The following is a 25,445-nucleotide window of genomic DNA, read 5'->3' as shown; positions in this document are numbered from 1 at the left end:
GTCGGCTGCGATGGCGATGCCGGTTCAGCCGCCGGAGTCCTGGTGGTCCAGACGGGAGACGGTGCAGCCCGACAGCCGGTCGCTCGCGTCCCGGGCGTGGGCTTCGCACAGCCTGGCGGTCACGCCGTCCTGATCGGTCACCACCGCGGTGACCGGCTCCGCACAGGGTGTGTGCAGCCGGTCGTAGTCCCACGCGGCGGCGCAGCCGGGATCGGTGCACCAGGCGCGTCCTCCGCTCGAGTGCAGCGTGACACCGTGGGTGGGGCAGACGCCCCACGGGACGTCGCACAGGTTGGGGTCGCGGGCCACCCGGACCCGGGCCAGGTCTTCGGCCGTCCGGGAAACCTCGGCGGTGTAGTCGCTCAGGTCGTGGGTGGCCTTCGCGATGGGCCGGGCGAGGCGCTGCAGGTGGCCGTCGGGCGCGGTCTGCAGCCGGGCGGCCACCTCCGCGGTCCGCGCCGCGAGCGCTTCGGCGTCGGCGGCCAGCGCACGCAGCTCGGCCGGCAGGGGCTCGGGCGTGGTCGGCTCAGGCATGCTCGTCCTCGGTGGTCTGGGGTGATCGATGAGCGGACTGCGCAAGTACCCCGAACCCGGTGCCTCAAACCAGGGGGCACCGTTCTCAGGCGGGACCCAGCGGGTGGTGGAGGGGTACGAGCCCGACCCGGCAGGCCACCAGGGCCACCTCGACACGGTTGCGGACGTCCAGTTTGGCCAGGATGCTGGACATGCACGACTTGATCGTGGTCTCGGCGACCACCAGCCGACGCGCGATCTCGCGATTAGCGCCTACGGGGTGTTCGCCGCGGGCGAGGAGTACGTGGGGGAGACGGTGAGCATCGCGGGTGAGCACCTGACCGGCGCTCAGTACGCCGCCGCGTTCGCCGAGGCACTGGGCGAACCGGTCGAGTACCGGCCGCTCACGCACGACCGGTTCCGCTCGCTCGGGCTCCCGGCGGGCGAGGAGTTCGGCAACATGTTCCAGTTCTACGTCGAGGGCGAGCGTGACTTCGTGGCGGCCCGTGACCTGGACGTGGTGCGGTCGCTCAACCCGCGGCTGCAGACCTTCCGCGCCTGGCTGGCCGAGCACGTCGAGGACGTCAGGCCGGCGTGAGCGCCATCGGCCGCCGCAGTTCCCCGGCCTTCAGGCCGGGGGTTGTCGCGGGCGGCAGGGAACCTGGCTTCGGCGATCGGTCCGTCAGGCTCCGGTCTTGCGGCGCCGCGGTGCGGCCGACCGGGGTGGTGTCGAGCGCATGTGGTCGCGTACCGGGGCGAGCAACGCCGCGAGGGTTTCGACGTCGGAGCGGGAGAGCGGCTCGAACAGCAGGCCGCTGACCACCTCGATGTGCCCGGGCAGCACCTGCGCGAGCCGTGCTCGGCCGGCGTCGGTGATGGTGACCGTGGTGCTCCGCTCGTCGTCCGGCGAGGGGGTCCGCTCGACCAGGCCCGCCTTCTCCAGCAGGCCGGCCTGGTAGGTCAGGCCGCTGCGGCTGTAGACGACGCCGTCGGCGAGGTCGGTCATGCGGTGGCTGCCGGTGGGGGCGTCGCCGAGCCGGGCCAAGAGCTGGAACTGCACGTAGCTGAGGTCCCCGGCCTCCTTCAGCTGCTGCTCGACCGCGTGGCGCAGCAAGCTGGTCACCTCGATCAGGTCGAAGTAGGTACTGAGCTGCACGGGATCGAGGGAAGCGGCCATGTCCGCAGTCTACTGCTTCGAATTCGAAATGCCGGGGTCCGCCTGGTCGCGGCGGCGGGTGAGCCACCTCACTTGCTTCGAATTCGAAGCGGATGTACGGTTGTCTGCAGTTGCTTCGAAATCGAAGCAAGACGAGGAGAGAGTCCGATGAAGGCAGTGCGGTTCCACGAGTACGGCGACCCCGATGTCCTGCGCTACGAGGAGGTGGCGGTGCCGGTTCCCGGTGCGGGGCAGGTCCGGATCCGGGTGGCGGCGACGTCGTTCAACTCCGTCGACGGCAACATCCGCGGGGGTTTCATGCAGGGCCCCATCCCGGTGGCGCTGCCGCACACCCCCGGTCTCGACGTCGCCGGCGTCGTCGACGCGCTGGGCGCGGGTGTCGACGGCCTCGCGGTCGGCGACCGGGTCGTCGGCTTCCTGCCGATGGACAAGACCGGCGCGGCGGCCGAGTACGTGATCGCCCCGGCCGAGGTGCTGACCGCCGCGCCGACGAACGTCCCACTGGCCGACGCGGCCGCGTTGCCGCTGGTGGGGCTGACGGCGTACCAGGCGCTGTTCGACCACGGCAAGCTGACCGCGGGGCAGCGCGTGCTGGTCAACGGGGCCGGCGGCGCGGTCGGCGGCTACGCGGTGCAGCTGGCCAAGCGGGCCGGCGCGCACGTCATCGCCACCGCGAGCCCCCGCAGCGCGGACGCGGTGAAGTCCGCCGGTGCCGACGAGGTGCTCGACCACACGGCCACGAGCGTGACCGACGCGGTGAGCGAGCCCGTCGACCTGGCGCTCAACCTCGCTCCGGTCGCCCCGGAGCAGCTGGCCGCGCTCGGCACGCTGGTGCGGCCGGGCGGGGTGCTGGTGAACACCACGGTGTGGATGCCCGCACCGTCCGATGAGGACCGCGGCGTGCGGGGCATCGATCTGTTCGTACGCAGCGACGCCGGGCAGCTGGCGACGCTGGTGGCGCTGGTCGAGTCCGGTGAGCTGCGGGTCGACGTCGCCGAGCGGGTGCCGCTGCCGGAACTGCCGGCGTTGCACGCCCGAGCCGCCGAAGGCTCGGTGCACGGCAAGGTCGTCGTCGTCCCGTCCGCCGCCTGACCGGAGGCGCTTGGGCAGCCGGACCGTGGATGAAGTGAGCCGCCGGTTTCCGCCTGCACAGTGTCTAGACCTTGCTCGCGACCACCAGATAGTTCTCGGCCTCAAGGGTGAACGTGCTCACTTCCGGCCGGAGTCCGACCCGGCGCAGCTCGACTTCGAGTTGCTCGTACCGGTAGGGCCAGCAGGACAGCAGTTCCGACCGGACAAGAACCGACCCAGCCGCATCAACCTGGGCGATCGCGATCTCGATGTGGTGCTCCTGCTCCCAATGCGGCGCGATCTCCCAGCGGTAGACCACGACGGCATCGCGACCGTTCCGGCGGACGAGTCGGTCACCGATGTCCAGCCGGGAACCTCCGGCCCGCACGAGTTCCCACGTGCGGGAGGTGAGGACCAGGCGCCCGCCAGGGCGCAAGAGCCGTGACATCGACTCCAGGGCAGCAACCCTGCCTCTCGCGCCCTCGGCATGGTGCAGTGAGTTGCCCACGCAGAACACCATGTCGAACGTGCCGTCCTCGAAATGGCCGGGCAACTCTTCCCAGCTCGCCCGCACGGCCCGGACGGAGGCCCCGAACTCCTCGGACAACTCGGCGGTCCGTCGAACCATCGCGTCGCTGGCGTCAGTGGCGACAACCTGGATGCCACGACCAGCGAGGCCCACCGCCAACTGTCCGGTTCCGCACGAACAGTCGAGGACGTGAGCGTTCGACGGCAGGAGACGGAGGACGTCATCGAACGAAGCAGCGAACTCGGCCGGAGGCAACTTCGCGTCCGAGATGAGCCATTCGTACACCTCGGCGAGCACGTCATAATCCGTCACAACCACTACCTCCGTCACGCAGCAGGATCCCGGCGGGACGTCAGTCCATCAGCGGAGCATGCCGAGCACCAATGGTTTTCGCGCGGACAGGCCGAAGTCGATCTGGCCGGACGTCAGCCGTTCAGGAAGTGCTCGAGGGGGAGGGTGGCGGCACCGCGGGTGGCGGCGTCCGGGCCGAGGCCGCACAGGTCGATCGTTGTCGTGGCGAACGAGTGCTTCAGGGAATGGAGGCGGGCCGCGTCGCGGATGGCGTCGAGATCGCGCTCGCCGAGGAGCAAGCCGGCCCAGCCACCGAGGACGACGCGGGCGGGGTTGAGCAGGTTGATCAGCCCGCCGATGCCCGCGCCGAGGTAGCGGTGGGTCTCCGCCAGGACTCCGGTTCCCCGGTCGTCGTGGACGATGGCGGCGAGGGCTGGTTCCAGGTCGGCGTCTCCCGGGATGACCCCGCCCGCTTCGCGGAAGCGGTCGAGGATCGCCTCGGCGCCGACATAGGCCTCGAGGCAGCCTTTGCTGCCGCACCGGCAAGGACGCCCGCCGGCGACGAGGACGGTGTGCCCGAACTCGCCCGCGCCCGTCCGGGTGCCGTGGGTGGTGGGGCCTCCGGAAATGAGGCCGGCTCCCACGTACGAGCCCAGCCAGGCGACCACCGTGCCGGGCGTTTCCCGGCCGCTGCCGAACCACAGCTCGGCCCTTCCCATGGCGCCGGCGTCACTGTCGAAATGCAGCGGCAGGTCGGTTCCCCTGCGCAGCAGCTTCTCCAGGAGAACCGGGTCCCAGCCGAGGTTCTCCGTTCGCCGAGCACTGCCCGGTACGCTCACGCCGACTCCGAGGACCGCGTCGGAGGCAACGGCGCTCTTCGCCAGAACGGTGGTCAAGCCCGCGAGAATTCGCGAAGCGATCGTTTCCGGGCCGTGCCGGCGGGGGTCGATGCGCCGGTCGGCGTTGGCGAGCTCGGTCATCGCCAGGTCGAACAGGCCGATCCGGATCCTCGTTTCGCCGACGTCCACCCCGGCCACGAAGCGGTGACCGGGGACGACGCGCAACAGCTTGCGCGGCCGGCCGCCGTCGGAGTCCAGTGAGCCGTCCTCGGTCACGACGCCTTCGCCGACCAGTTCGCGCACCACTTTGCCGACCGAGGCCGCGCTCAGTCCGGTGGCCGCTCCCAGGGCCTGGCGGCTGGCCGGAGCACTGAAGTACAGCGAGCGCAGCAACAGCGAGCGGTTGTCCCGGCCGAGAGCGCCCACGGTGCTCGGCTGGCGCTGCGTCATGGCTTGGATTCTCCCGGTAACCACTTCTTCCACGCGTGAACGAAGCGGGTTCACGCCCTTGACTCTTGTTGGTCACACGAGTTAAATCAAGGCGCGAATTAAGCTGTGTCCTGAGTCACAGAGACCCTTCGTGGCTCGTCCACGCACCCCGAGGACTTCAGATGCGAATGAGAACCACCGCGTCAGCGCTCGTCCTGGCGCTGGCCGCCGCCACCACCGCCGCCTGTGGCGGCGGCGACTCCACGTCGGCCGACGGCCCCAAGGAACTCACCTACTGGGCCTCCAACCAGGGCACGAGCCTCGACAACGACAAAGCGGTCCTGCAGCCCGAGCTCGACAAGTTCGAGAAGGCCACCGGCGTCAAGGTCAAGCTCGAGGTCGTCCCCTGGTCGGATCTGCTCAACCGGATCCTGGCCGCCACGACCTCCGGCCAGGGGCCCGACGTCCTCAACATCGGCAACACGTGGTCGGCCTCGCTCCAGGCGACCGGCGCGTTCCTGCCGTTCGACGACGCCAACCTCGAGAAGGTGGGCGGCAAGTCCCGGTTCCTCGGACCTTCGCTGGCCGCGACCGGCGCGAGCGGCCAGCCTCCCGTGGGCGTTCCGCTCTACGGTCAGGCCTACGGTCTCTACTACAACAAGAAGCTGTTCTCCGACGCCGGTATCTCCGCGCCGCCGGCGACGTGGGAAGAGCTCGTCGCGGACGGCAAGAAGCTCACCGATCCGCAGAAGGGGCAGTGGGGGCTGTCGCTGCAGGCGGGCCAGGTGACCGAAAACAGCCACCACGCCGCGATCCTCGGCGCCCAGCACGGGGCGAACTTCTTCACCCCGGACGGCAAGCCGCAACTGGCGTCGGATCCGGCCGTCGCGGCCGTCCAGCAGTTCGTCGACCTCATGCAGAAGGACAAGATCGTCAACCCGTCGAACGCGGAGTACGCCGACACCGCCAAGTCCCTCAAGGACCTGGCGGACGGCAAAGCCGCGATGTTCATGAACCAGGCGTCCGCCGGTTCGTTCAAGAACATCGGGGCGGACCTGACCAACATCGGCGTCGCGCCGATCCCGCTGCCGGCCAACCCGCCCGCGAACGGCCGGAAGGTCACCAGCTTCGTCGCGGGCATCAACCTGGCGGTCTTCAAGTCCACCAAGAACCAGCAAGCCGCACTGGACTTCGTGAAGTTCATGGTGTCGGCACCCGAGCAGGCCCAGCTGAACAAGACCTACGGCTCGCTGCCCACCGTCCAGGACGCCTACGGTGACCCGGCTTTCCAGACCGAGGACGTCAAGGTGTTCCAGGCCGTCCTGAGCACCACGGCCGAACCCATGCCGCAGGTCCCCCAGGAGTCGCAGTTCGAGACGCTGATCGGCACCGCCATGAAGACGATGTTCGCCGACGTCGCGGCGGGCCGGACGGTCGAGGCGGGCAAGATCAAAGATCAGCTGGCCCAGGCCGACCAGCAGATCGCGGCCGGGAGCTAACCCGAGATGACGACCGCTGTGCGGGGGGCGCCGGCCGCGAAGGCGTCCGGTGCCCCCCGGCCCGGGAGCCCGCGGCGCACCCGCCGCCGGCCGGCCCTCCCGTACCTCCTGCTGCTGCCCGCTCTCCTGCTCGAACTGCTCATCCACGTCGTCCCGATGCTCGTCGGCGTCGTGATGAGCTTCGTCAAGCTGACCCAGTACTACATCCGGAACTGGTCGGCGGCCCCGGGCGCCGGGCTCGACAACTACAAGTTCGTCCTCGACTTCGACACCGCCACGGGCAAGGCGCTGGCGCACTCGTTCGGGATCACCGTCGAGTACACGGTGCTGTCGGTGGGGTTCTGCTGGCTCTTCGGCACGTCCGCCGCGGTCCTGATGCAGCGCAGCTTCCGCGGGCGCGGGCTGCTGCGGACGTTGTTCCTCGTTCCGTACGCGCTGCCGATGTACGCCGCCGTCATCACCTGGTCGTTCATGTTCCAGCGCGACACCGGCCTGGTGAACAGCCTGCTCGGCACCCACTCGTTCTGGCTGATCGGCGACAACAGCTTCTGGTCGCTGCTGACCGTGTCGGTGTGGCGGAACTGGCCGTTCGCGTTCCTCATCGTCATGGCGGGGTTGCAGAACATCCCCGGCGAGCTTTACGAAGCGGCCTCGATCGACGGTGCCGGCTGGTGGACGCAGTTCCGGGCGATCACGCAGCCCATGCTGCGCCCGGTCAACCAGGTGCTGCTGCTCGTGCTGTTCCTGTGGACGTTCAACGACTTCAACACCCCGTACGTCCTGTTCGGGAAGTCCGCTCCGCGCGAGGCGTCGCTGATCTCCATCCACATCTACCAGAGTTCGTTCGTGACCTGGAACTTCGGCCTCGGCTCCGCCATGTCGGTGCTGTTGCTGCTGTTCCTGATGCTGGTCAGCGCCGGGTACCTCGCGTTGACCGCCCGCCGGAGGAGGACGGCCAGTGTCTGAGCCCCGTTGGGTCCCCTGGGCCCGCCGCATCGTCCTCGGCTTCCTCGCGCTGTTCACCCTGCTGCCGCTGTACGTGATGGTGTCCACGTCGCTGAAGCCCCTCGGGGACGTCCAGGGCGTGTGGCAGTGGATCCCGACGACGGTGACGATCCAGCCGTTCCTCGACATCTGGGAGACCATCCCGCTGGCCAAGTACTTCCTCAACAGCTTGGTCATCTCCGGCGCGGCCACCGTCTGCTCGGTGCTGATCGCGATCTTCGCGGCCTACGCCATCAACCGGTACAAGTTCCGCGGCCGCAACTTCTTCGCCATGACCGTCCTGTCGACCCAGATGTTCCCCGGGATCCTCTTCCTGCTGCCGCTGTTCCTGATCTTCGTCAGCATCGGCAACACCACCGGCATCGTCCTGTACGGTTCCCGCCTCGGCCTGACGCTGACCTATCTGACCTTCTCCCTGCCGTTTGCGATCTGGATGCTCGCCGGCTACTTCGACTCCATCCCGAAGGAGCTCGACGAAGCCGCGATGGTCGACGGCAACGGGCCGGTGGGCGCGCTGATCCGCGTCGTCATCCCCGCCGCGGTTCCCGGCATCGTCGCCGTGTCGATCTACTCCTTCATGACGGCCTGGGGCGAGGTGCTGTTCGCCTCCGTCATGACGGACTCGGACACCAGGACACTCGCCGTCGGCCTCCAGGAGTACTCCACCCAAGTGCAGGTGTACTGGAACCAGGTCATGGCCGCGAGCCTGATCGTCTCGGTTCCGATCGTTGCCGGCTTCCTCCTCTTCCAGCGCTACCTGGTCTCCGGGCTCACCGCCGGCGCCGTCAAGTAGCCCACCCACACCCTCCCCGAATGAGGTTTTGCCTTGAAGCTTTCCCTGCCCGCGGATTTCGTGTGGGGTGCGGCCACCGCCGCGTACCAGGTCGAGGGCGCCGTCGACGTCGACGGCCGCCTGCCGTCCATCTGGGACGACTTCTGCCGGGTACCCGGTGCCATCGACAACGGCGACACCGGTGACGTCGTGTGCGACCACTACCGGCGCTGGCCCGAGGACCTGGCGATCATGAAGCAGCTGGGGCTGGACGCTTACCGCTTCTCCATCGCCTGGCCGCGGGTGATCCCCACCGGCCGCGGCGAGGTGAACCCCCGGGGTCTCGACCACTACGACCGCTTCGTCGACGCCTTGTGCGAAGCCGGGATCCGCCCGTTCGTCACCCTGTACCACTGGGACCTGCCTTCGGCGCTGCAGGCCGCGGGCGGGTGGCCCGAGCGCGACACCGCCTACGCCTACGCGGAGTACGCCGCGGTCGTCGCCGCCCGGCTCGGCGACCGGGTGCGGGACTGGAGCACCATCAACGAACCGCTTTGTGCCGCCTGGCTCGGTTACCTCGAGGGCCGGTTCGCTCCCGGCGTCAAGGATCTGAAGCAGGCCGTGCCCGCCTCGCACCACCTGCTGCTGGCCCACGGGCTCGGGGTGGAAGCAATCCGTGCGCACGCCGCTCGCCCCGCGAACATCGGCCTCGTCTGCAACCTGTCGGGGATCGAAGCCGCCTCGGAGCGCGACGAGGACATCGCCGCGGCGAAGCGGATGGACGGGCACGTCAACCGGTGGTGGCTCGACCCGGCCAACGGGCGCGGCTACCCGGCCGACATGCTCGAGGTTTACGGCGTCGAGCCGCCCGTGCTCGGCAACGACCTCGACGTCATCGCGGCACCCACGGACTACCACGGCCTCAACTACTACTTCCGCCAGATCGTCGAGGACGACCCCACCGGCCCCGCGCCCTTCGCCAGGCAGGTGCCGGCGGAGGGCGCGGGTACCACCGCCATGGGCTGGGAAATCCACGGTCCGGGACTGGCCGACCTCATCCACCGGCTGCACGACGACTACGGCGCGGAAGCCATCTACATCACCGAGAACGGTGCCGCGTTCGACGACAAGGTCGCCGAGGACGGCTCCGTCCAGGACGACGACCGCATCGCCTACTTCGAGGAGCACCTCACGGCGGTCGCGTCGGCCGCCGAGGCGGGTGCACCGGTCAAGGGCTACTTCGCCTGGTCCCTGCTGGACAACTTCGAATGGGACAACGGCCTCGACAAGCGGTTCGGCCTCGTCCGGGTCGACTACGGCACGCAGCTCCGGACCGTCAAAGCCAGCGGTCACTTCTACGCCGAACTCATCGCCGAGCACCGAAATCGCTTTTGAGGGCGACGAGACATGCGCATTGTTCGTGGGTTGAGCATCATGGTCATGGTATTCGTGGGCGGTTGCGCCACCGGGACGCACAGTCACTCCGGAAATCCGTCCGCGAATGCCTCCAGCCCTGCTGCGGCGTCGTCGTTCACCACTACGGACCGCGCTTGGATCGAGATCAGCATAGCCATGGACGAGCAGCTCGTTCTGATGCTCGGCCTTGTCGACAGCCGCACCGGAACGGCAGCCGTCCGTGACCTCGGTAAAGAAGCCGACGCCTCGACGAAAGCGGAGCTGCTGGATCTTCGGCGGCTTCACGATCAGGCCGGCCTCCCGGCGGAGAACCCCCACAAGGGGATGGAGATGCCCGGGATGGTCTCCTCGGACCAGGTCGCGCAGGCCGGCGCCTTGCGTGAGGCGGACTTCGACAGCTACTTCAAGAAGTGCCTGCGTGATCACCTGGAGCAGAAAGAACGGCTGGCGCTCGGTGAGAAGTCGTCCGGCAAAGAGGCGCAGACCGTGAGCCTCGCTGCGCGAGTCCTGCAAGAACAGGGCCGGCTGTCCGCGCTGGTCGAATAGCGGCCGCCGTGCCGCCCGATCGGGACGGCACGGCGGCCCGCCTGCGGTCGCTCTCAGCCGCCGGTGAAGCTCGGCGTGGTCCCGCACTTCGCGTTCTGGTTCAGGCAGGTCTTAACCAGTGCGGCCAGTTTGACGTGGTCCCAGCCGTTCATGAAGTCACCGTGCATCGACGACGCCATTCCCGAGGACAGCGCGAGGCCGTCGCCGCCCAGGATGTCGTAGTTGACCATGTACGACAGGTTCGGCACCGCGACCGGGTAGTTCCCCTGGCACTTGCCGGCGACCGGGTCACCCATGTGCGACTTGTGGTCGGGCGAGTCGATGTGCTTGCCGTCCCAGCAATCCTTGAACACGAGCTGGTAGATCAGGTTGCCGCCGGGGGCGCAGACCGGCCAGTTCCCGTCGGCGCTCCGCCCGACCTCGGCGCTGCCCGCGCACCAGAACTGGTTTCCCTGGCCCTTCTGGGTGGGCACCTGCAGCTTGGCGTCACCCTGCACCATCACCAGCCCGGGCGGGAACGGCCGGACGGCCGACGGGTCGGGGAGCCGGGAACCGTAGTAGACGCGCATGCTCTTGAACGGAACGGCCACCCCGTTCCTCTGCAGTTGCGGTACCCAGTAAGCGGCGTTGTCACCGGGGGAGTTGCACGTCGTCGATCCGGCGGCCAGGAGGGTTTCCGTGGTCATGAACGCGTCGTTCCTCGGCCCGAAGAACGTGTGCATGTGGGAGGCGCCGGGCAGGCGGGGGAAGACGATCGCATCGTCCTTGGCTTCGTTCGCGATCGTGCAGTCGGTGTGGAACTCGGCGACCCTCGTCGTCCCGGCCGGCACCGGTGGCGGCACGATGCGCTGGTAGTCGGTCAGTTCGCGCTGGTACCGGGCCTGGTCGACATCCACCCAGCCGGCCTCCGCCGCGACGGAGCTACCCGAAGCTCCGGCGGAGCCCGGTTGGTGGGGTTCGCTCGCGCCGGCCACGAAGGCGGTACTTCCGGCCAGCGCAAGAGCGAGGGCAGTGGTGAGAACGGCCCGGGTCCGCAGCCGGAATTGTCGAGGTCGCCAACCATTGGCTCGATCTGGCGTATTTCGCATACGGATCTCCTTGTTTTGCCGTCGAACTGGTGAACAGGCGCTGCGAGTGCGCTTTGATGGCACGGGAAATCGGCGCCGTGGCAGCGCGGATTGTCTCGGATGCGTGGACGCCGTTCGATGTCGCTCGCGAAAATCGCGGCCTAATACCGAGGAGTCGTGTTACCGCTCGCGCCGGCGGGCACGGTCGAACCGTGGCGTGGAGCAAGTGGTCCCGCGGCAATGCCGCGGTCGATGGTGCTGTGGCGCTGAGGCGCGTCGTGGTCGGGAGAACGTCTTTGATCTCATCGGGCCCACCTGGTCGGTCGTGATCCATTCGGGTGAGGTGAGCAGTGGAGCATCAACCCAACCCGAGATGCTGGAGCGTTCCAGGTGGCGGCCGCGGAACCGGTTCCATCGAGACAATTGACAGTAAACCGCCCGGATTGGGCGACGTCAAGAAGCTTGACCGGCTTCCGCCGGGTCGGCGGTCCGCAGGGCGTTCAGCACGTCCTCCGGTACGACCGGCGCGAGGCCGCCGCCGCCGAGGATGTTCACCACCGGGTTCGCGGCGGCGCGGACCACGCTGCCGCCCGGGGCGACATCGAGGAGGCCGGTGTAGGTGGAGATGTCGCGGTACAGGACGCCGCGCTCCTCGGCTCCGGGGCCGACGACGCGGGTGGCGGGAGCGCGGGTCGCGAAGACGCGTTCCTGGACGATGAACCCGCCCCCTTCGCGATCGGCGGCCGCGGCGCGGACCCGGCGTTCCCAGTCCTCCGGGGCGAGTTCGGCGCCGAGCGAGACGGACTTCCCGCCGTAGTCCCAGTTCCGCTTGATCACGAAGCCTTCGCGCTCGGCGAGGAGCCGGGGCACCAGGGCGGCGTCGAGGCGGCGGGTCCAGGGCAGCGCCCGGGCCGCGGTGCGCTCGCGGTCGTCCAGGCCGGCCCGCTCGGCGAGCCGTTCGTCCTCGGCGCACTCCGAAAGGCGGGCGAAGAGGGCTTTCGCTTCGAGGAGCCCGTTGACCGGGTTGGCCAGGACGTACGACTCCGGCCGGAGCAGGGCGCGGGCGAAGGGCGCGTCGGCCGGGGTGCGGTGGGCCCAGACGTGCCGGTACAGCACGTCGAACTCCTCCGGGGCGCAGGTCGTGGGCACCAGCGTCTCGGCGTGGTGGCCGCGCCGGCGGAAGTGCTCGGCCAGCCGGCGTTGTTCGGCGAGCTGCGCGTCGCCGGGGCGGGCGACCAGCGCGACGCTGGGGTGCTCCCGCCTGCCGCCGCGCACGCGGTAGAAGTGCACGAGCGTCTCGCGCAGTGCTTCCATGTGGCTGCCGCAGCGGGCGACGAGGGCGTCGGCCAGCCACGGCGGCAGGCCGCGCCTCGCGGCGGCGGCGCGGATCCAGCCGTGCGCCGCCAGATCGGCGTAGGCCTGCATGGCCGGGATGGTGGTGTTGAGTTCGAGCGCTTTCGGGGCGCCGCCCGCTTCGGGGACGAGGAAGTCGACCCGGGCCAGGACCGCCGGGCAGGGCGCGTCCGCGAACAGCTTCCGCATCGCCTCCCGTTCGAGCCCGTGGAACGGCCCGAGCAGCGCCTCGCGGTCGCGCGGGTCCCCGGCCCGCACGAGGTGCCGGGCGAGCTTCACGGCCCCCGAGAGGATCGTCTTGGCCTCCGCCGCGAGGGACCGGAGCGTGGTGCGGGGGAGGACCTGCGGCTCGCAGATCAGCGGGATCGGCACCACCGAGCCCTCGGGCCGGTGGACCGTCATGCCCTGCGACCAGGCGTCCGCGGCGGCGGCGCGGCCGATGGCGCGCAGGTCGCCGTCGGTGAAGCCGTGGCGCACCGGCGGGGTGCCGAGTACGTCGTTTCGTTGCGGAGCAAGGGAATCAGTCATTGAAGTCCGTCCTCGGCCGGCGCGGACGCGGCGGTGACGAGCCGGGTCCAAGTGGTGTACAGCCAGTCGCGGTACTGGCCGGGCTCCCAGCGGAGCGTCTCGCGGAGCAGCAGGTAGGTCTGGTTGTGGCTCAGCGCGCCGGCCGTGTCGCAGAGCCAGCCGAGGTCGGCGGGGCCGGCGATCAGCCCGTCGGTGTGCAGCTTGGTGAAGAACGCGCGCATCGATTCGGTCGTCGCGGCCCGCCCGGCCCGGGCGGCCTCGGCGACGGCCGGTTCGACCGGCTCGGCCTGGAGGGCGACCGCGAAGACGTCTCCGGCTCGCGCCATCAGGGCGGCTACCCCGTCCGCGAGCAGGGCGAGGCGTTCGGCGACGGTGGGGGCGTTCAGCGCGAGCTGGTACCAGTCGCGGCTGGGCAGGTCGACGAGCCGGGTGTCACCGACGATGGCGACGTCGACGACCCGCTTGAGCAGGTCGGCCTTGGTGCCGAAGCGGACGTAGACGGTGCGGTGCCCCACCCGGGCGGCGTCGGCGACCGCTTTGAGCGTGGTGGCGGCGTAGCCGTCGCGCACGAAGAGCTCGCGGGCTGCGGTGAGGATGCGTTCTTCGGTGTCGGCGACGCGGGCGGCGCGCAGGTCGGCCGGCGGGGGATTGACGGGCTCGCTCATGGGATGCAGTATAGCTGCAAGAGTGCAGTCTGACTGCAATTACTTTCCGCTTCCACCGGGAGGACGGGCCATGACCACCGCCGCACCCTTGCTCGACGGGGTTCACCACCTCAAGCTGCCGGTCGGCGATCTCGACCGGTCCCGCGCGTGGTACGAGTCGCGCCTCGGGTACCGGGTCACCACCGAGTTCGTCCAGCACGGCACGGTCACCGGCCTCACCATGACGCACCCGAACGGCGGACCGATGTTCGCGCTGCGGCTCGATCCCGAGCGCGCGGAAGCCGCCGCCGGGTTCGACTACTTCTCGATCGGTGTCCCCACCAAGGAGGCGCTCGACGCCCTGGCCGCCCGGCTGACCCGGCTCGGCGAGACCCACGCGGGGGTGCACTTCGCCACGATCGGCTGGATCCTGCCCAAGACGCACGACCCCGACGGCCACGAGATCCGCTTCTACACCACCGAACACCACACCGACGCCGGCGACGCCGGGATCCGGCGGGTCGACGACGCTCGCGCCACGGCGGCCCGCCGTGAGCCGTCCTACCTCGCCGACCGCCCCTCCGAGTAGGCGCCGCCATGCCGGGCCACCGGAGTGTCGCCGACCGGCCGCGTCGTGCGGCTGAGCCCTTGGACGACGTCGTGCGGCGGATGTTCCGGCCGGGCCGCGGGTGGCGCGTCGGAGCCGAGGCGGAGCTGATTCCCGCGTTCCCGGACGGTTCGGCGGTGCCGCCGCGGGTGCTGGCCGCGTTGTTCGACCGGCGGTTCACCGAGGCGGCCAGGCCCAGCTTCGAGCCGGGCGGACAGCTGGAGCTGAGCCCGCCGCCACGGGCGTCGGTGGCGGACCTGGTGGGCGCGTTGCGCGAGCTGCTGGCGCACGCCGCCGCGCTGGCCGCGTCCGCCGGGGTGACGCTGACCGCGAGCGGGACCGATCCGGACCGCTGCTGCGCGCAGGTGCCGTTGCGGCTGACCACCGCCCGCTACCTGGCGATGCAACGGCAGTTCGACCGGGCCGGCCCGGACGGCAGGCGGATGATGCGGCTGACCGCGTCGCTGCAGGTGGCCGTGGACCTGCAGCGCGGGGCCGCCGGGCGGGAGCAGTGGCTCGTGGCCAACCTGGCCGGACCGGCCCTGACGGCCGCGTTCGCCAACTCGCCCCGGCTGGACGGCGCGAGCGCGGGGATGCCCGGCGCGCGCACCCGGATCTGGCAGGGGATCGACCCGTCGCGGACCGGCTACGACGGCCGCCACCTCGACCCGGCGGACCCGGTCGGCGCGTACACCGCGTTCGCCTCGGCCGCCGCGCGCCTGCCGATCCCGGAAGCGGCGGCGGGTGCCTACCACCTGAGCACGCTGTTCCCGCCGGTCCGTCCGCGCGGCGGCTACCTCGAGGTGCGCTACCTGGACGCCCAGCCGCCCGAGCGCATCGCGACCGCGGTGACGACGCTGGCCGTCCTGCTGCTCGAGCCTGCCGCCCGCCGGGCGGCGCTGGAGCTGCTCCTGCCGGGCATCGGGCGGATGCCGGAGCTGTGGTCGCTGGCCGCCCGGGGCCGGGTGCCCGAAACCGATGCCCTGCTCGGCATCGCGGCGGCAGGCCGTCGTCGCATGCCCCGCGGCTTCCTGCCGCGGTAGTCCATTCCTCACCTCACGGAACACGCCTCACGAAACGGAGACCGCCATGACCCTGGCCCTGATCTGCGCCGCCGTCCTCGCGGCACTGGTGTTCGTCCTCGGCGGGAACGTCACCCGGCTGCGGGTGGCGGGCGCCAAGACCGGCGCCCCCTTCGCCCCGAGCGACCCGGCCGACCCGCTGTACAAGGCGATCCGCGCCCACGGCAACGCCATCGAGTACATCCCGACCCTGCTCGTCCTGTTCGTCCTCGACGCGGCCCGGGCGCCGTCGTGGACGCTCGTCTTCGTCGTGGGGGCGACGCTCGCGCGGCTGGCGCACGCCGTCGGGATGCTGAGGACGCGGACCGTGGCCGAGGCCACCCCGCTGCGCGTGGCCGGTGCGTCCGGCACCTACCTGTTCGGGGTCGCGCTCGCCGTGACCCTGGTGAGCACGTTGTGACGCGGCGGCGGTGCCCGGTGGGCGGCCCGCGCACCGTCGTCGACCGGGATTGACCGGTGGCTGCGCGGGTAGCCGGGGCTCATGGCGGACACGGTGGAGCGCTCGGCGGCCACCTGTCCCACGTCCAGGGCGCCGGGGCATCCCGACGGCGGCCCGCGAACGAAGGCGGAGCGCGATGACCGACTACCTGGCCGTCTACCTGCGCGACCAGCTCGCCCTCGGCGTCACCTGGCGGGCTCTCGCGCGCCGCGCGCGCGACAACAACAAGGGCACCGAGCTGGGCGAGGCGCTGGCGCGGGTCGCGGACGGGATCGCGGAAGACGTGCGCACGTTCGAGGCCATCATGCGCACCCTCGGGGTCCGGCCCAACCCGGCCAAGGTCGTCCTGGCGGCGGCCGCCGAGCGGATCGGGCGGCTCAAGCACAACGGCCGGTGGGTGTCGTACTCGCCGCTGAGCCGGTTCGTGGAGCTGGAGGGGCTCGCGATGGGCATCGAGGGCAAGAAGATCTTGTGGCACACGCTGGGTGAGCTGGCCGGGTTGCGGGAACGGCTGCCGGGCACGGACTTCGACGAGCTGCTCACCCGCGCCGCGAGCCAGCGGCAAACCTTGGAGCCTTTCCGGCGTGAGGCCGGCCTGCGGGCGTTCGTCGCGAGGAACGCGTGAGGACGTCGCATGGTCCGGAGTGCGCGCGGCTCTTCGGGCAAACGCGCAAGCCCTCCGCGGTGACCAGCCCAGCTTGTTTCTCAGTCCGGTCTGGTTTAGCCCAGGCGGTGCGGGGAATCTGGGGCGGGCAGGGATGAGAGGTCGCCCCGACTCCCGGCGGCGCAGGATGGGGAAAGGGGCTTGATGGTCACGTCTCCGGTGAACCTCGACGTAGGCGCCCGCGCGACGTCGCGCAACGACTTCGGCGATCTGATGCGCGTCGTGCGGACTGAGGGTTTGCTCGACCGTCGTTACGGTTACTACGCGGTGAAAATCGGTCTCACGCTGCTCGCGCTGGTGGTCGGGTGCGTGGTGTTCGCGGTGCTGGGCGATTCGTGGTGGCAGCTGGCTACGGCGGTGTTCTTCGCGGTGCCGTTCGCTCAGGTGGCGTTTCTCGGCCACGACGCGGGGCACAACCAGATCTTCCGCAGCGGACGGGCGAACGACCGCGCCGGCTACGCCTTCGGCGCCGTCGTCGGCATGAGCTACGGCTGGTGGATGGGCAAGCACAGCCGGCACCACGCCAATCCGAACCACGAAGGCGACGATCCCGACATCGACATCCCGCTGCTGGCCTTCACCCGGGGGCAGTCGGCGGAGAAGAGCGGGTTCGTGCGCTGGACGTCGAAGCACCAGGCGGTGCTGTTCTTCCCGTTGCTGCTCCTGGAAGGGGTGAGCCTGCATGCGGCCGGCATCCGCGCGGTGTGGCGCGGCGACGTCAAGGCCCGGTGGCCGGAAGCGGCGTTGCTAACTGCGCACTTCGGGATCTACCTCGGCGCGGTGTTCGTGGTGCTGTCTCCGCCGGTGGCGGTCGCGTTCATCGCCGTGCACCAAGGACTGTGGGGCGTCTACATGGGATGCTCGTTCGCACCGGGCCACAAAGGCATGCCCACCTTCACCGACCGGAAGAAGCTCGACTTCCTGCGCAAGCAGGTGCTCACCAGCCGCAACATCCGCGGCGGGCGGTGGGTCGACTTCACGCTCGGCGGGCTCAACCACCAGATCGAGCACCACCTGTTCCCCAGCATGCCGCGCGCCAACCTGCGCCGTGCGCAACCCCTGGTGCGGCAGTTCTGCGCCGACCGCGGGATCGACTACGCCCAATGCGGACTGCTGAAGACCTACTCCTTCGTCCTGCAGCACCTGCACGACGTCAGCACACCACTCCGCGAGCAGAGTGCCCCCGCGCGCTGAAGTGGCTCGCCATTGCGCCGGCTCCCTGTCCGGACACCGGCCACTTCCGGTCTGCTCTGCACGTGCCGCCGGGTCGAGGCAAAATTGCAGCATGTTCGAGACGAACGGTTCGGGAACCGGGGAGCCGACGGGGAATGCCGGTGGCGAGGCGAACGGAGTGGAGCTCGAGACGCTGGGCGACGCGCTCGTCCTGCGGGTGACCGGAGCTCTCGACCTCACGCTGGCGCCGAAGGTCCGTCAGCTCGTCGACCGTGCGCAGCGGCTGGCCGGCTCGGTCTTGGTCATCGACTTGACCGAGGTCGACTTCCTGGCATCGGCGGGAATGGCGGAACTGGTGCGGGCTCACCGCCTCAGCACGTCGATGACCGTACGGATCGTGGCCACGGGACGGATCACGCTGCGGCCGCTCGAGCTCACGCGACTGACCGACGAACTGGTCATCGTTCCCACGCTCGAGGCCGCACTGGATCGCGTGTGACCGGCCACAGTGGATTCGATGACCTGGTCGACGCGTTGCGCGGCGCTTTCGTCGACCGCGACGGCGACCGGGTCGACGTCGAGATCCAGCAGCTGGACGGCACTCGGCTGCATCGTCTGGTCGAAGGCGACCCGGACCGGGATCCGGCCGTTGTCGTTCCCGGCCGTGCGGTGCTGGACGACCTGCTGCCCGGTGTGACGGTGTCCGCGGCGGTGGGCGTCGTCAGCCGTGGGCAAGTGTGCTGATGTTCGCCACCGCTCCGGTCGGCCACCGCCATCGGACCCTCGTGGAGGGCGCCGCCATGGTGACCGGCCCGGTCGCCGAGCTGATCCGGGAACTGCAGGCCGAAGCGGCCGTCTTGGACCTGATGCACTCGGTGGGACGCGAACTGACCGCGCAGCTCGACCTCGGCCGGATGGTGCAGGACGCGACCGACGCGGCCACGAAAGCGACCGGTGCCGCGTTCGGCGCGTTCTTCTACAACCTGGTCGACGAACTGGGCGAGTCCTACACCCTGTACACGATCTCCGGGGTGCCGCGGGAGGCGTTCGCCCGGTTTCCGATGCCCCGCAACAACGCGGTCTTCGCTCCCACGTTCGACGGTGTCGGCACCTTCCGCAGTGCCGACATCACCCAGGACGCCCGCTTCGGCCGAAACGCGCCCTACTACGGGCTGCCCGAAGGTCACCTGCCGGTGCGCAGCTACCTCGCCGTCCCGGTGACCAGCCCGACGACCGAAGAGGTACTGGGCGGCTTCTTCTTCGGCCACCCGCAGCCGGATCGGTTCACCGACCGCCACGAGTTCCTCGCCGAAGGCATCGCCCGCTACGCCGCCGTCGCCATGGACAACGCGCGGCTGTACGAGCGCGAACGCACCCTGGTCACCGAGTTGTCCCGCAGCATGCTGCCGGACGTTCCCGAGGTCGCCGGAGCGGACGTGGTGACGCGGTACCTGCCGGCGGCGACCGGCAGCAAGATCGGCGGCGACTGGTACGACGTCATCCCGCTCACCTCCGGAGCCACCGCCTTCGTCATCGGTGATGTCGTCGGCCACGGAGTCACCGCCGCGACCATCATGGGCCAGATCCGCACCGCCATCCGGTCCTACGCCCTGCTCGAACTGCCTCCGTCCGAGGTGCTGCGCAACGTCTCCCAGCTGACCGCCGGACTGGCCGATGCCGGCTTCGTCACGTGCTTCTACGCCGTGCACGATCCCGGGCAGCGCATCCTCACCTACGCCAACGCCGGCCACCTCCCGGCCATCCTCATCAAGCCGCAAGGCGAAACCCAGCAGATCGGGGAAGCGCTGGCCCCACCGCTGGGCGTGGGCGCCGAGTTCCCCGAACGGACGACGCCCTTCCCGCCCGGGATGGACCTGGTGCTCTACACCGACGGCCTGGTCGAAAGCCGCACCCGGGACCTGACCATCGGCATCGAATGGCTGCTGGACGGGATCACCCGCGTATTCGATGCGGCCGACCTGGAGACCGCGTGGGACGAGCTGATCTCCGAGCTCACCCTCGGCCGCCACGACGACGACATCGCACTCATCCACGTCCACCGGCACATCGCCCCCCCGGCGGCCGAATTCCACCAACGCGCCGACGCCACCGTCGACCAGCTCGCCGGGCTGCGCAGCGGCCTGACCCGGTGGGCGGCAGGCCTCGGCATGAGCGCCGAGCGCCACGAAGACCTGGTCCTGGCCAGCTACGAGGCCATGTCCAACTCCGTCGAACACGCCTACCGCGACCAGCCCCGGCCCCGCGCCCTGGAGGTGCACGGCGAACGTCACCGCGGCGAGGTGACGGTCACCGTCACCGACTACGGCACCTGGAAGGCCCCGGACGTCACCGACACGCTGCGAGGGCGCGGCCATCTGCTGATCGACGCCCTGGCCGACCACACCTCGACCATCCACCGGGACAACGGCACCACCGTCACCCTGACCTGGACCCTTCCCGGCGCAACCGCAGACCGCGCCCACGGCGAGGACGACACCGCCTGACCGGCTGGTCACCCTGCGCCCGAGCGACGGACTGGTCCTCCCGCCGCCGGTGGTCGCGGCAGATCTCGCGTTCAGTGGTCCGAGACGCTATTCGGGCGAGGCGGTGTCCATGTCGGCGCCGTTGTCGGCTTGGCGTTCGGTGCGCTCGGTTCCGTGCCAGTCCAGGCACAGCACGGTGGCGTCGTCCTGCAGGTGACCTCGGCACGCGTGCGCCACCGCCGCGGTCGCGGCCCGCACCAGCTCTCGGGTGTGCAGTCCGGCGGTCTGGCGGATCAGGGCGGGCAGGTCGGCGCCGGCGGCGTCGCGTTCGAACATGCCGTCGGTGAGCAGCACGAGCCGGTCGCCGGGGCGCAGGTCCAGCCGTTGCACCCGGTACGGGTACGGCCGGATCCCGAAGAGCAGATCCGATTCCAGCTCGACCGGCTTCACGACGCCGTCGCGCAGGAGCAGCGGGGACGGGTGTCCGGCGTTGACCAGCTCGACCTGCCCCGTTTGCAGGTCGGCGCGCAGGAGCAGGCCGGTCGCCAGCGCTACCTCGCCGCCGTGGTCGAGCAGGGCCTGGTTGGCTTGCTGCGCCTGCTCCGCCAGGTCGCGACCGGCTCGGCGGGCCCTGCGCAGCGCGCCGACCAGCAGGGTCGCCGTCAGTGCCGAGGCCACGTCGTGCCCGGCGGCGTCGGTGATCGACAGGTGCAGGGTCTCGCGGTCGAGGGAGTAGTCGTAGGTGTCGCCACCGATGTCGTCGGCGGGCACCAGGGCGCCGGCGATCGTGAACTGGGCCGCTTCGCAGCAGGACGCCGAGGGCAGCAGCTGGTGCTGGATTTCCGCGGCCAGGCTCATCGGCGTGGTGCGCCGGCCGATGTGGTAGCGGTCGGTGAAACGGCGGTCGGTGACGATGACGTAGGCCAGCGCGTGGGCGGCCTGCCCCAGCTGGGCCAGCACCTCCTCGTCGCAGAAGGGCACGGTCGCCTCCAGGACACCGACGCAGTCGCCGCGGTTGGTCACCGGCAGCACGGCCCGCACCCCGCTCTCGATCTGCTCCCGCGACGGCTGCTGCGTGCGCAGCACCTTCTCGTAGACGCTTTCGGGCAGAGCGACCGGCTCCGGGGCGCGCCCGTCCGGGTCCTGTTCGGTCGAGGTCAGCCGCACCAGGTGTTCCTCGACGAGGTCGACCAGCAGGAAGGACACGTCGAAGGCGCCCAGCCGCTTCGCCAGGTCGCGCGCGACGACCTCGACCGATTCCACGGGCGGGGCGGTCTCGGCCGCCGCCAGCACATCACTCGGTCCCAGCACCCCACCGTCCACGGCCACCTCCGACCACTCGGACTCCACCAAACCACATCACCGGTCACTGCGCGGACGCAAGACCCCCGGCGCCGCGAGCCGTCCGATCGGGCTTTGGTCCGCACGGCCCATCCGGCCACCACGCAGCCCGGGCCCGGGTCCTGCTCGGCGAGCTTCGTGCCGAGGCACGTCGTGGGTTGGCTCGTCCGAAGCCCAGGTATCCGGGTCACCGTCTCCTGTGGCTGCCCCGCGGTGTTCGTGTGGGCAGGGAAAGGACCGGGTCAATGGCCAGCAGAGCGGGCATGAGCCGGTGAACGACGACGTGGCCGACCGGACGCAGCTCGACGACGCCTTGCGGCTATCCCTGCGAGACGAGGGGTCCGCAGCCGCGCTGGTCCCGGCCGCGGCCGGGGATGTCGATCTGCTCACCGCCGGGCAAGCGGCCGACGCGGTCACCGCCGCCCTCGCCCGCCGGCCTCCGGTGCTCGTGATCGACCTGACCGGGATGGACCGGCCGCTCCCCGTGTTCACCAGCTGCGCGGACGCGCTCGCCGCAGCCCGCGCGCGATGACCTGCTCAGCCGACGACACCGCGACCGCACGGGATCTGCAGCGCCGGGACGTGCCCGCCGAGCCGGGCCGGCTGGCCCCGCCGCGTGACCAGCTCGCCGTCTGGGCCCCCGGCGCCGGTCTGCCACCCGGCCGAGTCCAGGACCTGCTGCTCGCCGTGTACGAAGCGATGGCCAACGTCGTCGTTCACGCCTATCCCGACTGCCCGGGCACCTTCACCTTGCACGCCCGCCGAGACGGCGACGCCGTGACCGTCACCATCCGCGACCACGGCCGCTGGCAGCCCGTTCCCCGCGCCCGCCCCCTGGGTGGCCGCGGGCTGCCCCTGATCCACAGCCTGGCTGATCAGGCCCTGGTCGAGACCAGCGCCGCCGGCACCACCGTGACCATGACCTGGACGTGCGGCAACCGGCCGCTTCCGTGACGGCCGCGGCAGCGTGGCCCGGCGCCTCGGCCGGGGCTGCCGATCGAGTGCGCGCGGTAAGCCTCCGCGGCGATCCGAGCTGCGCGCCAGCAGCCCCCATCGCGAGCGCGGCGAAGACGTAGGGGATCGCGGTCAGCAAGCCGATCTGCGCCGTGCTGAAGTGCCCGAGCTGCTTGACGATCGTCGGCAGGAAGAACGCCATCGCGTACAGCGGGATGATCATCGAGAAGAACGCGAACGACATGCCCAGCACGCTTGGTTTCTGCGGTCGCTGTGATTTGCGCCGGCGGGATACCTGGCCGGACCAGCTTGCTGCGTCGCGGAGGCGGTACTTGACGTGGATGCAGGCGGCGAGGATGAGGCCTTCGTTGACTCGCGGAGAATCCTCCGCTAGTTTGAAGAGCACTTGCGGAGGATTGTCCGCGAGTTCTGCCTCTCAGGAGATCTCCCATGCGTTATGTGAAACTCGGCTCCACCGGCCTGGACGTCTCACCCGTCGCGATCGGCGCGATGACCTACGGCGAGCCCGACCGCGGCCACCCCGTCTGGTCCCTGGGTGAAGAAGACGCCCGGCCGCTGATCAAGCACGCCCTGGAAGCGGGCATCAACTTCTTCGACACCGCGAACATGTACTCCAACGGCTCCAGCGAAGAAATCCTCGGCCGCGCGCTGAAGGACTTCGCCGACCGCGACGACGTCGTGATCGCCACCAAGCTGCGGCACCCGATGCGTCCCGGCCCGAACGGGAAAGGGTTGTCCCGCAAGGTGATCATGACCGAGATCGACCACTCGCTGCGGCGGCTGGACACCGACTACGTCGACCTGTACCAGATCCACCGCAACGACCACGCGACGCCGCTCGAGGAAACGCTCGAAGCGCTGCACGACCTGGTCAAGGCGGGCAAGGTGCGGTACCTGGGTGCGTCGTCGATGTTCGCCTGGGAGTTCGCCAAGGCCCTGCACCTGCAGGAGCGGCACGGCTGGGCCCGGTTCGTGTCCATGCAGGACCACTACAACCTGCTGGCCCGCGAAGAAGAACGCGAAATGATCCCACTGTGCCTGGACGAAGGCGTCGGCACGATCGTCTGGAGCCCGCTGGCGCGCGGCCGCCTGGCGCGCGCGTGGGACGACGCGAAGTCGACGGCGCGCGCCGACACCGACGGGGCGTACGCGGATCTGCTGTACTCGTCCGCCGAATCGGACCGCGCGATCATCGACGCGGTCGGCAAGGTCGCGGCCGCGCACGGGGTGAGCCGCGCGTCCATCGCGCTGGCGTGGCTGCACCGCCAGCCGGTCGTCACCGCCCCGCTGGTCGGCGCCGGTTCGACGCAGCAGATCGACGACGCCATCGCCTCGCTGGACGTCGAGCTCACCGACGAAGACGTCCGTGCTCTCACGGCCCCCTACACGCCGCGGTACGACTGGCAGGGTGTTTCCGACGAGGCGACCATGGACGCGATCCGCGCCCGCGTCCCGGGGATGGCGCTCAAGTGACGCCGATCGTGCGCTCCGGCGGCGCCGTCCGCACCGGAGCGGTCCTGCTCTTCATCGGTCCGCTCGTGTCGTGGGCGGCCGAGCTGATCACGGCGTCGGCGTGGCAGGAGCCGCACTACTCGCCGTTCTACAACTGGGTCAGCCACCTGGGCCTGACCGGTCCGAGCCAGGTCGCGTTCGGACAGGTCGGGAATTCCCCGCTCGGGGCGGTGATGGACACCGGTTGGGTGCTCTACGGCATCCTGCTGATCGCGGGCACCTTGCTCACCTTGGACCTGCGCGGGGGAGCGCGGCCGATCGCGATCGTGGCACTGGCGATCCTGGCCGGTGCCGGCGTCTCTCTCATCGGGATTTTCCAGGGTTCGAACGCGAACGTCGCGAATGGACTGATCGCGTTCCACACCTACGGCGCGCAAGGCGTGATGCTGGCCGGGAACGTCATGGCGATCGTCGTCGGCGTCAACGCGTCCCGGATCGGGCTGGGTCATGGCCGCCGCGTCGCGAGCATCGTGCTGGGTGTCTTCGGGCTGGTCGCGTTCGGGGTGTTCATGGCCGACGTGTTCACCGGCTGGGCGTGGAACATCGGCCTGTTCGAACGGGCGGTGATCTACCCGATCATGATCGGCCACGTCGTCCTCGGCCGCGGCCTCGTCGCCGCTCTGCGGCCCGGCGCCGACCTCCCGAAGCCCGGCCCAACCAGGTCCGAACCGACCCGCGTCCGCCGGAGCGATCGAACGGCGCAATCAGTGTGATCGGTCCACGACCGCCTCGATCGCCTTGGCCACAGAGTCGGGTGCCTTGCGGAGGACCTGCACGTGGTTGCAGGCGGTGGTGGCATACACGGACACGCGCGGGTTTTCCGTCGTCGCGTCATCGGCGGCGGCGCGGAGGGTGCTCATCTCCTCCTCCGTGGTGCCCGGGTGGGCGCCGCTGCCGATGACGTACACGGCCGGGCAGTCCAGGGCTGCGAAGTCCGTGCCGAGTTCGCCGTTGACGGCGTCCAGTCCGATCACCACGTCCGCCGCCTCGGCGGGGGACATGCGGGCCGAGCGGCCGAGTTTCGCGAGGACGCGCATGATCCAGCCCAGCCGGCGGAACTGGGCGCGGACCTTGTCCCGGCCCGCCGCGTCGGACATGCTGATCGGGTAGGCGCCGTCGACGAGCACCAGGCCGGCGACCTGCCCCGGGTGCCGGGCCGCGTAGCGCACGGCGAGCGTGGCGCCGTGCGACCAGCCGGCCAGGACCGGGCGTTCCAGGCCGGTGGCCCGGATGACGCGCCCGATGTCGTCGACGGCGGCCGGGACCGAGTAGTCGTCCGAGGTGCCCGACCTGCCGCGTGCTCGGGCGTCGAACCGGACCGTGCGGTACTTCCCGGCGAGCCGGTGGACGACGCGGTCCCAGTCCCGGGTGGTGCCGAAGGCGCCGTTGAGGAACACCACGCCGGGTTCGCCGCCCGGCGTGTGGATGGTGTGCAGGCGAGTGTCGGCGGCCGGGACCTCGAGGTGGGCGGGCATGGGTCGGCGACCTTT

Annotated in this window: 29 protein-coding genes; 19 read left to right on the top strand and 10 right to left on the bottom strand. The window is 70.3% G+C overall.

Translation table 11 applies throughout. The features are described 5' to 3' along the window. Positions 1-24: 24 nt before the first annotated feature. Positions 25-534 carry a hypothetical protein gene (locus tag IE317_RS09095; RefSeq protein ID WP_191308169.1) on the bottom strand — a complete coding sequence of 170 codons (510 nt, stop codon included), beginning with the start codon at positions 532-534 and terminating at the stop codon, positions 25-27. Between the two features lie 85 nt (positions 535-619). Further along, positions 620-757, bottom strand: a complete 138-nt coding sequence (locus IE317_RS45410) for a hypothetical protein (protein WP_373309002.1) — start codon at positions 755-757, stop codon at positions 620-622. A 36-nt stretch (positions 758-793) separates the two neighbouring features. On the opposite strand from IE317_RS45410, the gene IE317_RS44420 reads away from it, so the two are divergent. Next, positions 794-1,111: a hypothetical protein gene (locus IE317_RS44420; protein ID WP_229902575.1), complete on the top strand. Its 318-nt coding sequence runs from the start codon at positions 794-796 to the stop codon at positions 1,109-1,111. Positions 1,112-1,195: 84 nt separating this feature from the next. On the opposite strand, the gene IE317_RS09085 is transcribed toward IE317_RS44420, so the two are convergent. Beyond that, positions 1,196-1,690 (bottom strand): MarR family winged helix-turn-helix transcriptional regulator, encoded by a 495-nt coding sequence (locus tag IE317_RS09085; protein WP_191308165.1) that lies wholly within the window; start codon positions 1,688-1,690, stop codon positions 1,196-1,198. A gap of 147 nt (positions 1,691-1,837) precedes the next feature. Between IE317_RS09085 and IE317_RS09080 the strand changes: the two genes are divergently transcribed. Then, positions 1,838-2,782: an NADP-dependent oxidoreductase gene (locus tag IE317_RS09080; RefSeq protein ID WP_191308163.1), complete on the top strand. Its 945-nt coding sequence runs from the start codon at positions 1,838-1,840 to the stop codon at positions 2,780-2,782. Between the two features lie 64 nt (positions 2,783-2,846). On the opposite strand, the gene IE317_RS09075 is transcribed toward IE317_RS09080, so the two are convergent. Together IE317_RS09075 and IE317_RS09070 are read right to left on the bottom strand one after the other, a co-directional pair. Then, the gene (locus IE317_RS09075) at positions 2,847-3,602 is read right to left on the bottom strand and encodes a class I SAM-dependent methyltransferase (protein ID WP_191308161.1); all 756 of its coding nucleotides are present in this window, start codon (positions 3,600-3,602) and stop codon (positions 2,847-2,849) included. Positions 3,603-3,715: 113 nt separating this feature from the next. Next, positions 3,716-4,870: an ROK family protein gene (locus IE317_RS09070; RefSeq protein WP_191308159.1), complete on the bottom strand. Its 1,155-nt coding sequence runs from the start codon at positions 4,868-4,870 to the stop codon at positions 3,716-3,718. Positions 4,871-5,031: 161 nt separating this feature from the next. Here IE317_RS09070 and IE317_RS09065 point away from each other — a divergent pair, with 161 nt between their 5' ends. Genes IE317_RS09065 through IE317_RS09045 form a run of 5 tightly spaced genes read left to right on the top strand, consistent with a single transcriptional unit; the run spans position 5,032 to position 10,087 of the window. Continuing rightward, on the top strand, positions 5,032-6,348 hold the full coding sequence (locus tag IE317_RS09065) for an ABC transporter substrate-binding protein (protein ID WP_191308157.1): 1,317 nt from the start codon (positions 5,032-5,034) through the stop codon (positions 6,346-6,348). Between the two features lie 6 nt (positions 6,349-6,354). Beyond that, a complete protein-coding gene (locus tag IE317_RS09060) occupies positions 6,355-7,314 on the top strand; it encodes a carbohydrate ABC transporter permease (RefSeq protein ID WP_191308155.1) in 960 nt (319 codons plus the stop codon). After that, positions 7,307-8,146, top strand: coding sequence for a carbohydrate ABC transporter permease (locus IE317_RS09055; RefSeq protein ID WP_191308153.1), 840 nt, complete (start codon positions 7,307-7,309; stop codon positions 8,144-8,146). Before IE317_RS09060 ends, IE317_RS09055 begins: the two co-directional genes overlap by 8 nt. Before the next feature lie 33 nt (positions 8,147-8,179). After that, a complete protein-coding gene (locus IE317_RS09050; protein ID WP_191308151.1) occupies positions 8,180-9,520 on the top strand; it encodes a GH1 family beta-glucosidase in 1,341 nt (446 codons plus the stop codon). 39 nt (positions 9,521-9,559) lie between these two features. Continuing rightward, a complete protein-coding gene (locus IE317_RS09045) occupies positions 9,560-10,087 on the top strand; it encodes a DUF305 domain-containing protein (protein WP_229902613.1) in 528 nt (175 codons plus the stop codon). 53 nt (positions 10,088-10,140) lie between these two features. Here the strand turns inward: IE317_RS09045 and IE317_RS09040 are convergent, their stop codons facing one another. From IE317_RS09040 to IE317_RS09030, 3 genes are all read right to left on the bottom strand, one after another. Continuing rightward, the gene (locus IE317_RS09040) at positions 10,141-10,983 is read right to left on the bottom strand and encodes a DUF1996 domain-containing protein (protein ID WP_229902574.1); all 843 of its coding nucleotides are present in this window, start codon (positions 10,981-10,983) and stop codon (positions 10,141-10,143) included. A 624-nt stretch (positions 10,984-11,607) separates the two neighbouring features. Then, on the bottom strand, positions 11,608-13,035 hold the full coding sequence (locus tag IE317_RS09035; RefSeq protein WP_229902573.1) for a hypothetical protein: 1,428 nt from the start codon (positions 13,033-13,035) through the stop codon (positions 11,608-11,610). Continuing rightward, entirely contained in the window at positions 13,032-13,700 is a 669-nt protein-coding gene (locus IE317_RS09030; RefSeq protein WP_191308145.1) for a TetR/AcrR family transcriptional regulator, read from the bottom strand. Before IE317_RS09030 ends, IE317_RS09035 begins: the two co-directional genes overlap by 4 nt. Positions 13,701-13,770: 70 nt before the next feature. On the opposite strand from IE317_RS09030, the gene IE317_RS09025 reads away from it, so the two are divergent. The 8 genes from IE317_RS09025 (at position 13,771) to IE317_RS08995 (ending at position 20,148) form a co-directional block, all read left to right on the top strand. Beyond that, positions 13,771-14,268: a VOC family protein gene (locus tag IE317_RS09025; RefSeq protein ID WP_191308143.1), complete on the top strand. Its 498-nt coding sequence runs from the start codon at positions 13,771-13,773 to the stop codon at positions 14,266-14,268. Positions 14,269-14,327: 59 nt separating this feature from the next. Next, the gene (locus tag IE317_RS09020) at positions 14,328-15,329 is read left to right on the top strand and encodes a glutamate-cysteine ligase family protein (RefSeq protein WP_191308141.1); all 1,002 of its coding nucleotides are present in this window, start codon (positions 14,328-14,330) and stop codon (positions 15,327-15,329) included. Positions 15,330-15,375: 46 nt separating this feature from the next. Beyond that, the gene (locus IE317_RS09015) at positions 15,376-15,768 is read left to right on the top strand and encodes an MAPEG family protein (protein WP_191308139.1); all 393 of its coding nucleotides are present in this window, start codon (positions 15,376-15,378) and stop codon (positions 15,766-15,768) included. 175 nt (positions 15,769-15,943) lie between these two features. After that, positions 15,944-16,432 (top strand): hypothetical protein, encoded by a 489-nt coding sequence (locus IE317_RS09010; protein ID WP_191308137.1) that lies wholly within the window; start codon positions 15,944-15,946, stop codon positions 16,430-16,432. Between the two features lie 183 nt (positions 16,433-16,615). After that, positions 16,616-17,665, top strand: coding sequence for a fatty acid desaturase family protein (locus IE317_RS09005; RefSeq protein WP_191308135.1), 1,050 nt, complete (start codon positions 16,616-16,618; stop codon positions 17,663-17,665). 91 nt (positions 17,666-17,756) lie between these two features. Then, on the top strand, positions 17,757-18,143 hold the full coding sequence (locus IE317_RS09000; RefSeq protein WP_191308132.1) for an STAS domain-containing protein: 387 nt from the start codon (positions 17,757-17,759) through the stop codon (positions 18,141-18,143). Further along, entirely contained in the window at positions 18,140-18,388 is a 249-nt protein-coding gene (locus IE317_RS44415; protein ID WP_229902572.1) for a hypothetical protein, read from the top strand. Before IE317_RS09000 ends, IE317_RS44415 begins: the two co-directional genes overlap by 4 nt. Then, positions 18,388-20,148: an ATP-binding SpoIIE family protein phosphatase gene (locus IE317_RS08995; protein WP_229902571.1), complete on the top strand. Its 1,761-nt coding sequence runs from the start codon at positions 18,388-18,390 to the stop codon at positions 20,146-20,148. Before IE317_RS44415 ends, IE317_RS08995 begins: the two co-directional genes overlap by 1 nt. An 87-nt stretch (positions 20,149-20,235) precedes the next feature. Here the strand turns inward: IE317_RS08995 and IE317_RS08990 are convergent, their stop codons facing one another. After that, positions 20,236-21,438, bottom strand: a complete 1,203-nt coding sequence (locus IE317_RS08990; protein WP_229902570.1) for a PP2C family protein-serine/threonine phosphatase — start codon at positions 21,436-21,438, stop codon at positions 20,236-20,238. 301 nt (positions 21,439-21,739) lie between these two features. Here IE317_RS08990 and IE317_RS08985 point away from each other — a divergent pair, with 301 nt between their 5' ends. The 4 genes from IE317_RS08985 to IE317_RS08970 all read left to right on the top strand — a co-directional run bounded on the left by IE317_RS08985 (position 21,740) and on the right by IE317_RS08970 (position 24,668). After that, entirely contained in the window at positions 21,740-22,000 is a 261-nt protein-coding gene (locus tag IE317_RS08985; RefSeq protein ID WP_191308130.1) for a hypothetical protein, read from the top strand. Continuing rightward, a complete protein-coding gene (locus IE317_RS08980) occupies positions 21,997-22,422 on the top strand; it encodes an ATP-binding protein (RefSeq protein ID WP_191308128.1) in 426 nt (141 codons plus the stop codon). The genes IE317_RS08985 and IE317_RS08980 overlap by 4 nt, the downstream gene beginning before the upstream one ends. A 450-nt stretch (positions 22,423-22,872) precedes the next feature. Beyond that, positions 22,873-23,916, top strand: a complete 1,044-nt coding sequence (locus IE317_RS08975; protein WP_191308127.1) for an aldo/keto reductase — start codon at positions 22,873-22,875, stop codon at positions 23,914-23,916. After that, on the top strand, positions 23,913-24,668 hold the full coding sequence (locus tag IE317_RS08970; RefSeq protein ID WP_191308125.1) for a DUF998 domain-containing protein: 756 nt from the start codon (positions 23,913-23,915) through the stop codon (positions 24,666-24,668). Before IE317_RS08975 ends, IE317_RS08970 begins: the two co-directional genes overlap by 4 nt. Here IE317_RS08970 and IE317_RS08965 read toward each other — a convergent pair. Beyond that, the gene (locus tag IE317_RS08965; RefSeq protein WP_191308123.1) at positions 24,660-25,430 is read right to left on the bottom strand and encodes an alpha/beta fold hydrolase; all 771 of its coding nucleotides are present in this window, start codon (positions 25,428-25,430) and stop codon (positions 24,660-24,662) included. The genes IE317_RS08970 and IE317_RS08965 overlap by 9 nt on opposite strands. Between the last annotated feature and the right edge of the window lie 15 nt (positions 25,431-25,445).

Source organism: Amycolatopsis bullii, from assembly GCF_014654205.1.
GTDB lineage: Bacteria > Actinomycetota > Actinomycetes > Mycobacteriales > Pseudonocardiaceae > Amycolatopsis > Amycolatopsis plumensis.
The sequence above is the reverse complement of the archived record's forward strand: the minus strand, read 5'-3'. Positions and strand labels throughout refer to the sequence as shown.

Excerpts from the sequence above, each read along its gene's own strand:
- IE317_RS09035 (WP_229902573.1), bottom strand. The coding sequence starts at position 13,035 with ATGACTGATTCCCTTGCTCCGCAACGAAACGACGTACTCGGCACCCCG.
- IE317_RS09065 (WP_191308157.1), top strand. The coding sequence starts at position 5,032 with ATGCGAATGAGAACCACCGCGTCAGCGCTCGTCCTGGCGCTGGCCGCC.
- IE317_RS09030 (WP_191308145.1), bottom strand. The coding sequence starts at position 13,700 with ATGAGCGAGCCCGTCAATCCCCCGCCGGCCGACCTGCGCGCCGCCCGC.
- IE317_RS09085 (WP_191308165.1), bottom strand. The coding sequence starts at position 1,690 with ATGGCCGCTTCCCTCGATCCCGTGCAGCTCAGTACCTACTTCGACCTG.
- IE317_RS09005 (WP_191308135.1), top strand. The coding sequence starts at position 16,616 with ATGGTCACGTCTCCGGTGAACCTCGACGTAGGCGCCCGCGCGACGTCG.
- IE317_RS09070 (WP_191308159.1), bottom strand. The coding sequence starts at position 4,870 with ATGACGCAGCGCCAGCCGAGCACCGTGGGCGCTCTCGGCCGGGACAAC.
- IE317_RS09080 (WP_191308163.1), top strand. The coding sequence starts at position 1,838 with ATGAAGGCAGTGCGGTTCCACGAGTACGGCGACCCCGATGTCCTGCGC.
- IE317_RS08965 (WP_191308123.1), bottom strand. The coding sequence starts at position 25,430 with ATGCCCGCCCACCTCGAGGTCCCGGCCGCCGACACTCGCCTGCACACC.
- IE317_RS09010 (WP_191308137.1), top strand. The coding sequence starts at position 15,944 with ATGACCGACTACCTGGCCGTCTACCTGCGCGACCAGCTCGCCCTCGGC.
- IE317_RS09060 (WP_191308155.1), top strand. The coding sequence starts at position 6,355 with ATGACGACCGCTGTGCGGGGGGCGCCGGCCGCGAAGGCGTCCGGTGCC.
- IE317_RS08995 (WP_229902571.1), top strand. The coding sequence starts at position 18,388 with ATGTTCGCCACCGCTCCGGTCGGCCACCGCCATCGGACCCTCGTGGAG.
- IE317_RS08975 (WP_191308127.1), top strand. The coding sequence starts at position 22,873 with ATGCGTTATGTGAAACTCGGCTCCACCGGCCTGGACGTCTCACCCGTC.
- IE317_RS09000 (WP_191308132.1), top strand. The coding sequence starts at position 17,757 with ATGTTCGAGACGAACGGTTCGGGAACCGGGGAGCCGACGGGGAATGCC.
- IE317_RS09045 (WP_229902613.1), top strand. The coding sequence starts at position 9,560 with ATGGTCATGGTATTCGTGGGCGGTTGCGCCACCGGGACGCACAGTCAC.
- IE317_RS09095 (WP_191308169.1), bottom strand. The coding sequence starts at position 534 with ATGCCTGAGCCGACCACGCCCGAGCCCCTGCCGGCCGAGCTGCGTGCG.
- IE317_RS09015 (WP_191308139.1), top strand. The coding sequence starts at position 15,376 with ATGACCCTGGCCCTGATCTGCGCCGCCGTCCTCGCGGCACTGGTGTTC.
- IE317_RS08980 (WP_191308128.1), top strand. The coding sequence starts at position 21,997 with ATGACCTGCTCAGCCGACGACACCGCGACCGCACGGGATCTGCAGCGC.
- IE317_RS09025 (WP_191308143.1), top strand. The coding sequence starts at position 13,771 with ATGACCACCGCCGCACCCTTGCTCGACGGGGTTCACCACCTCAAGCTG.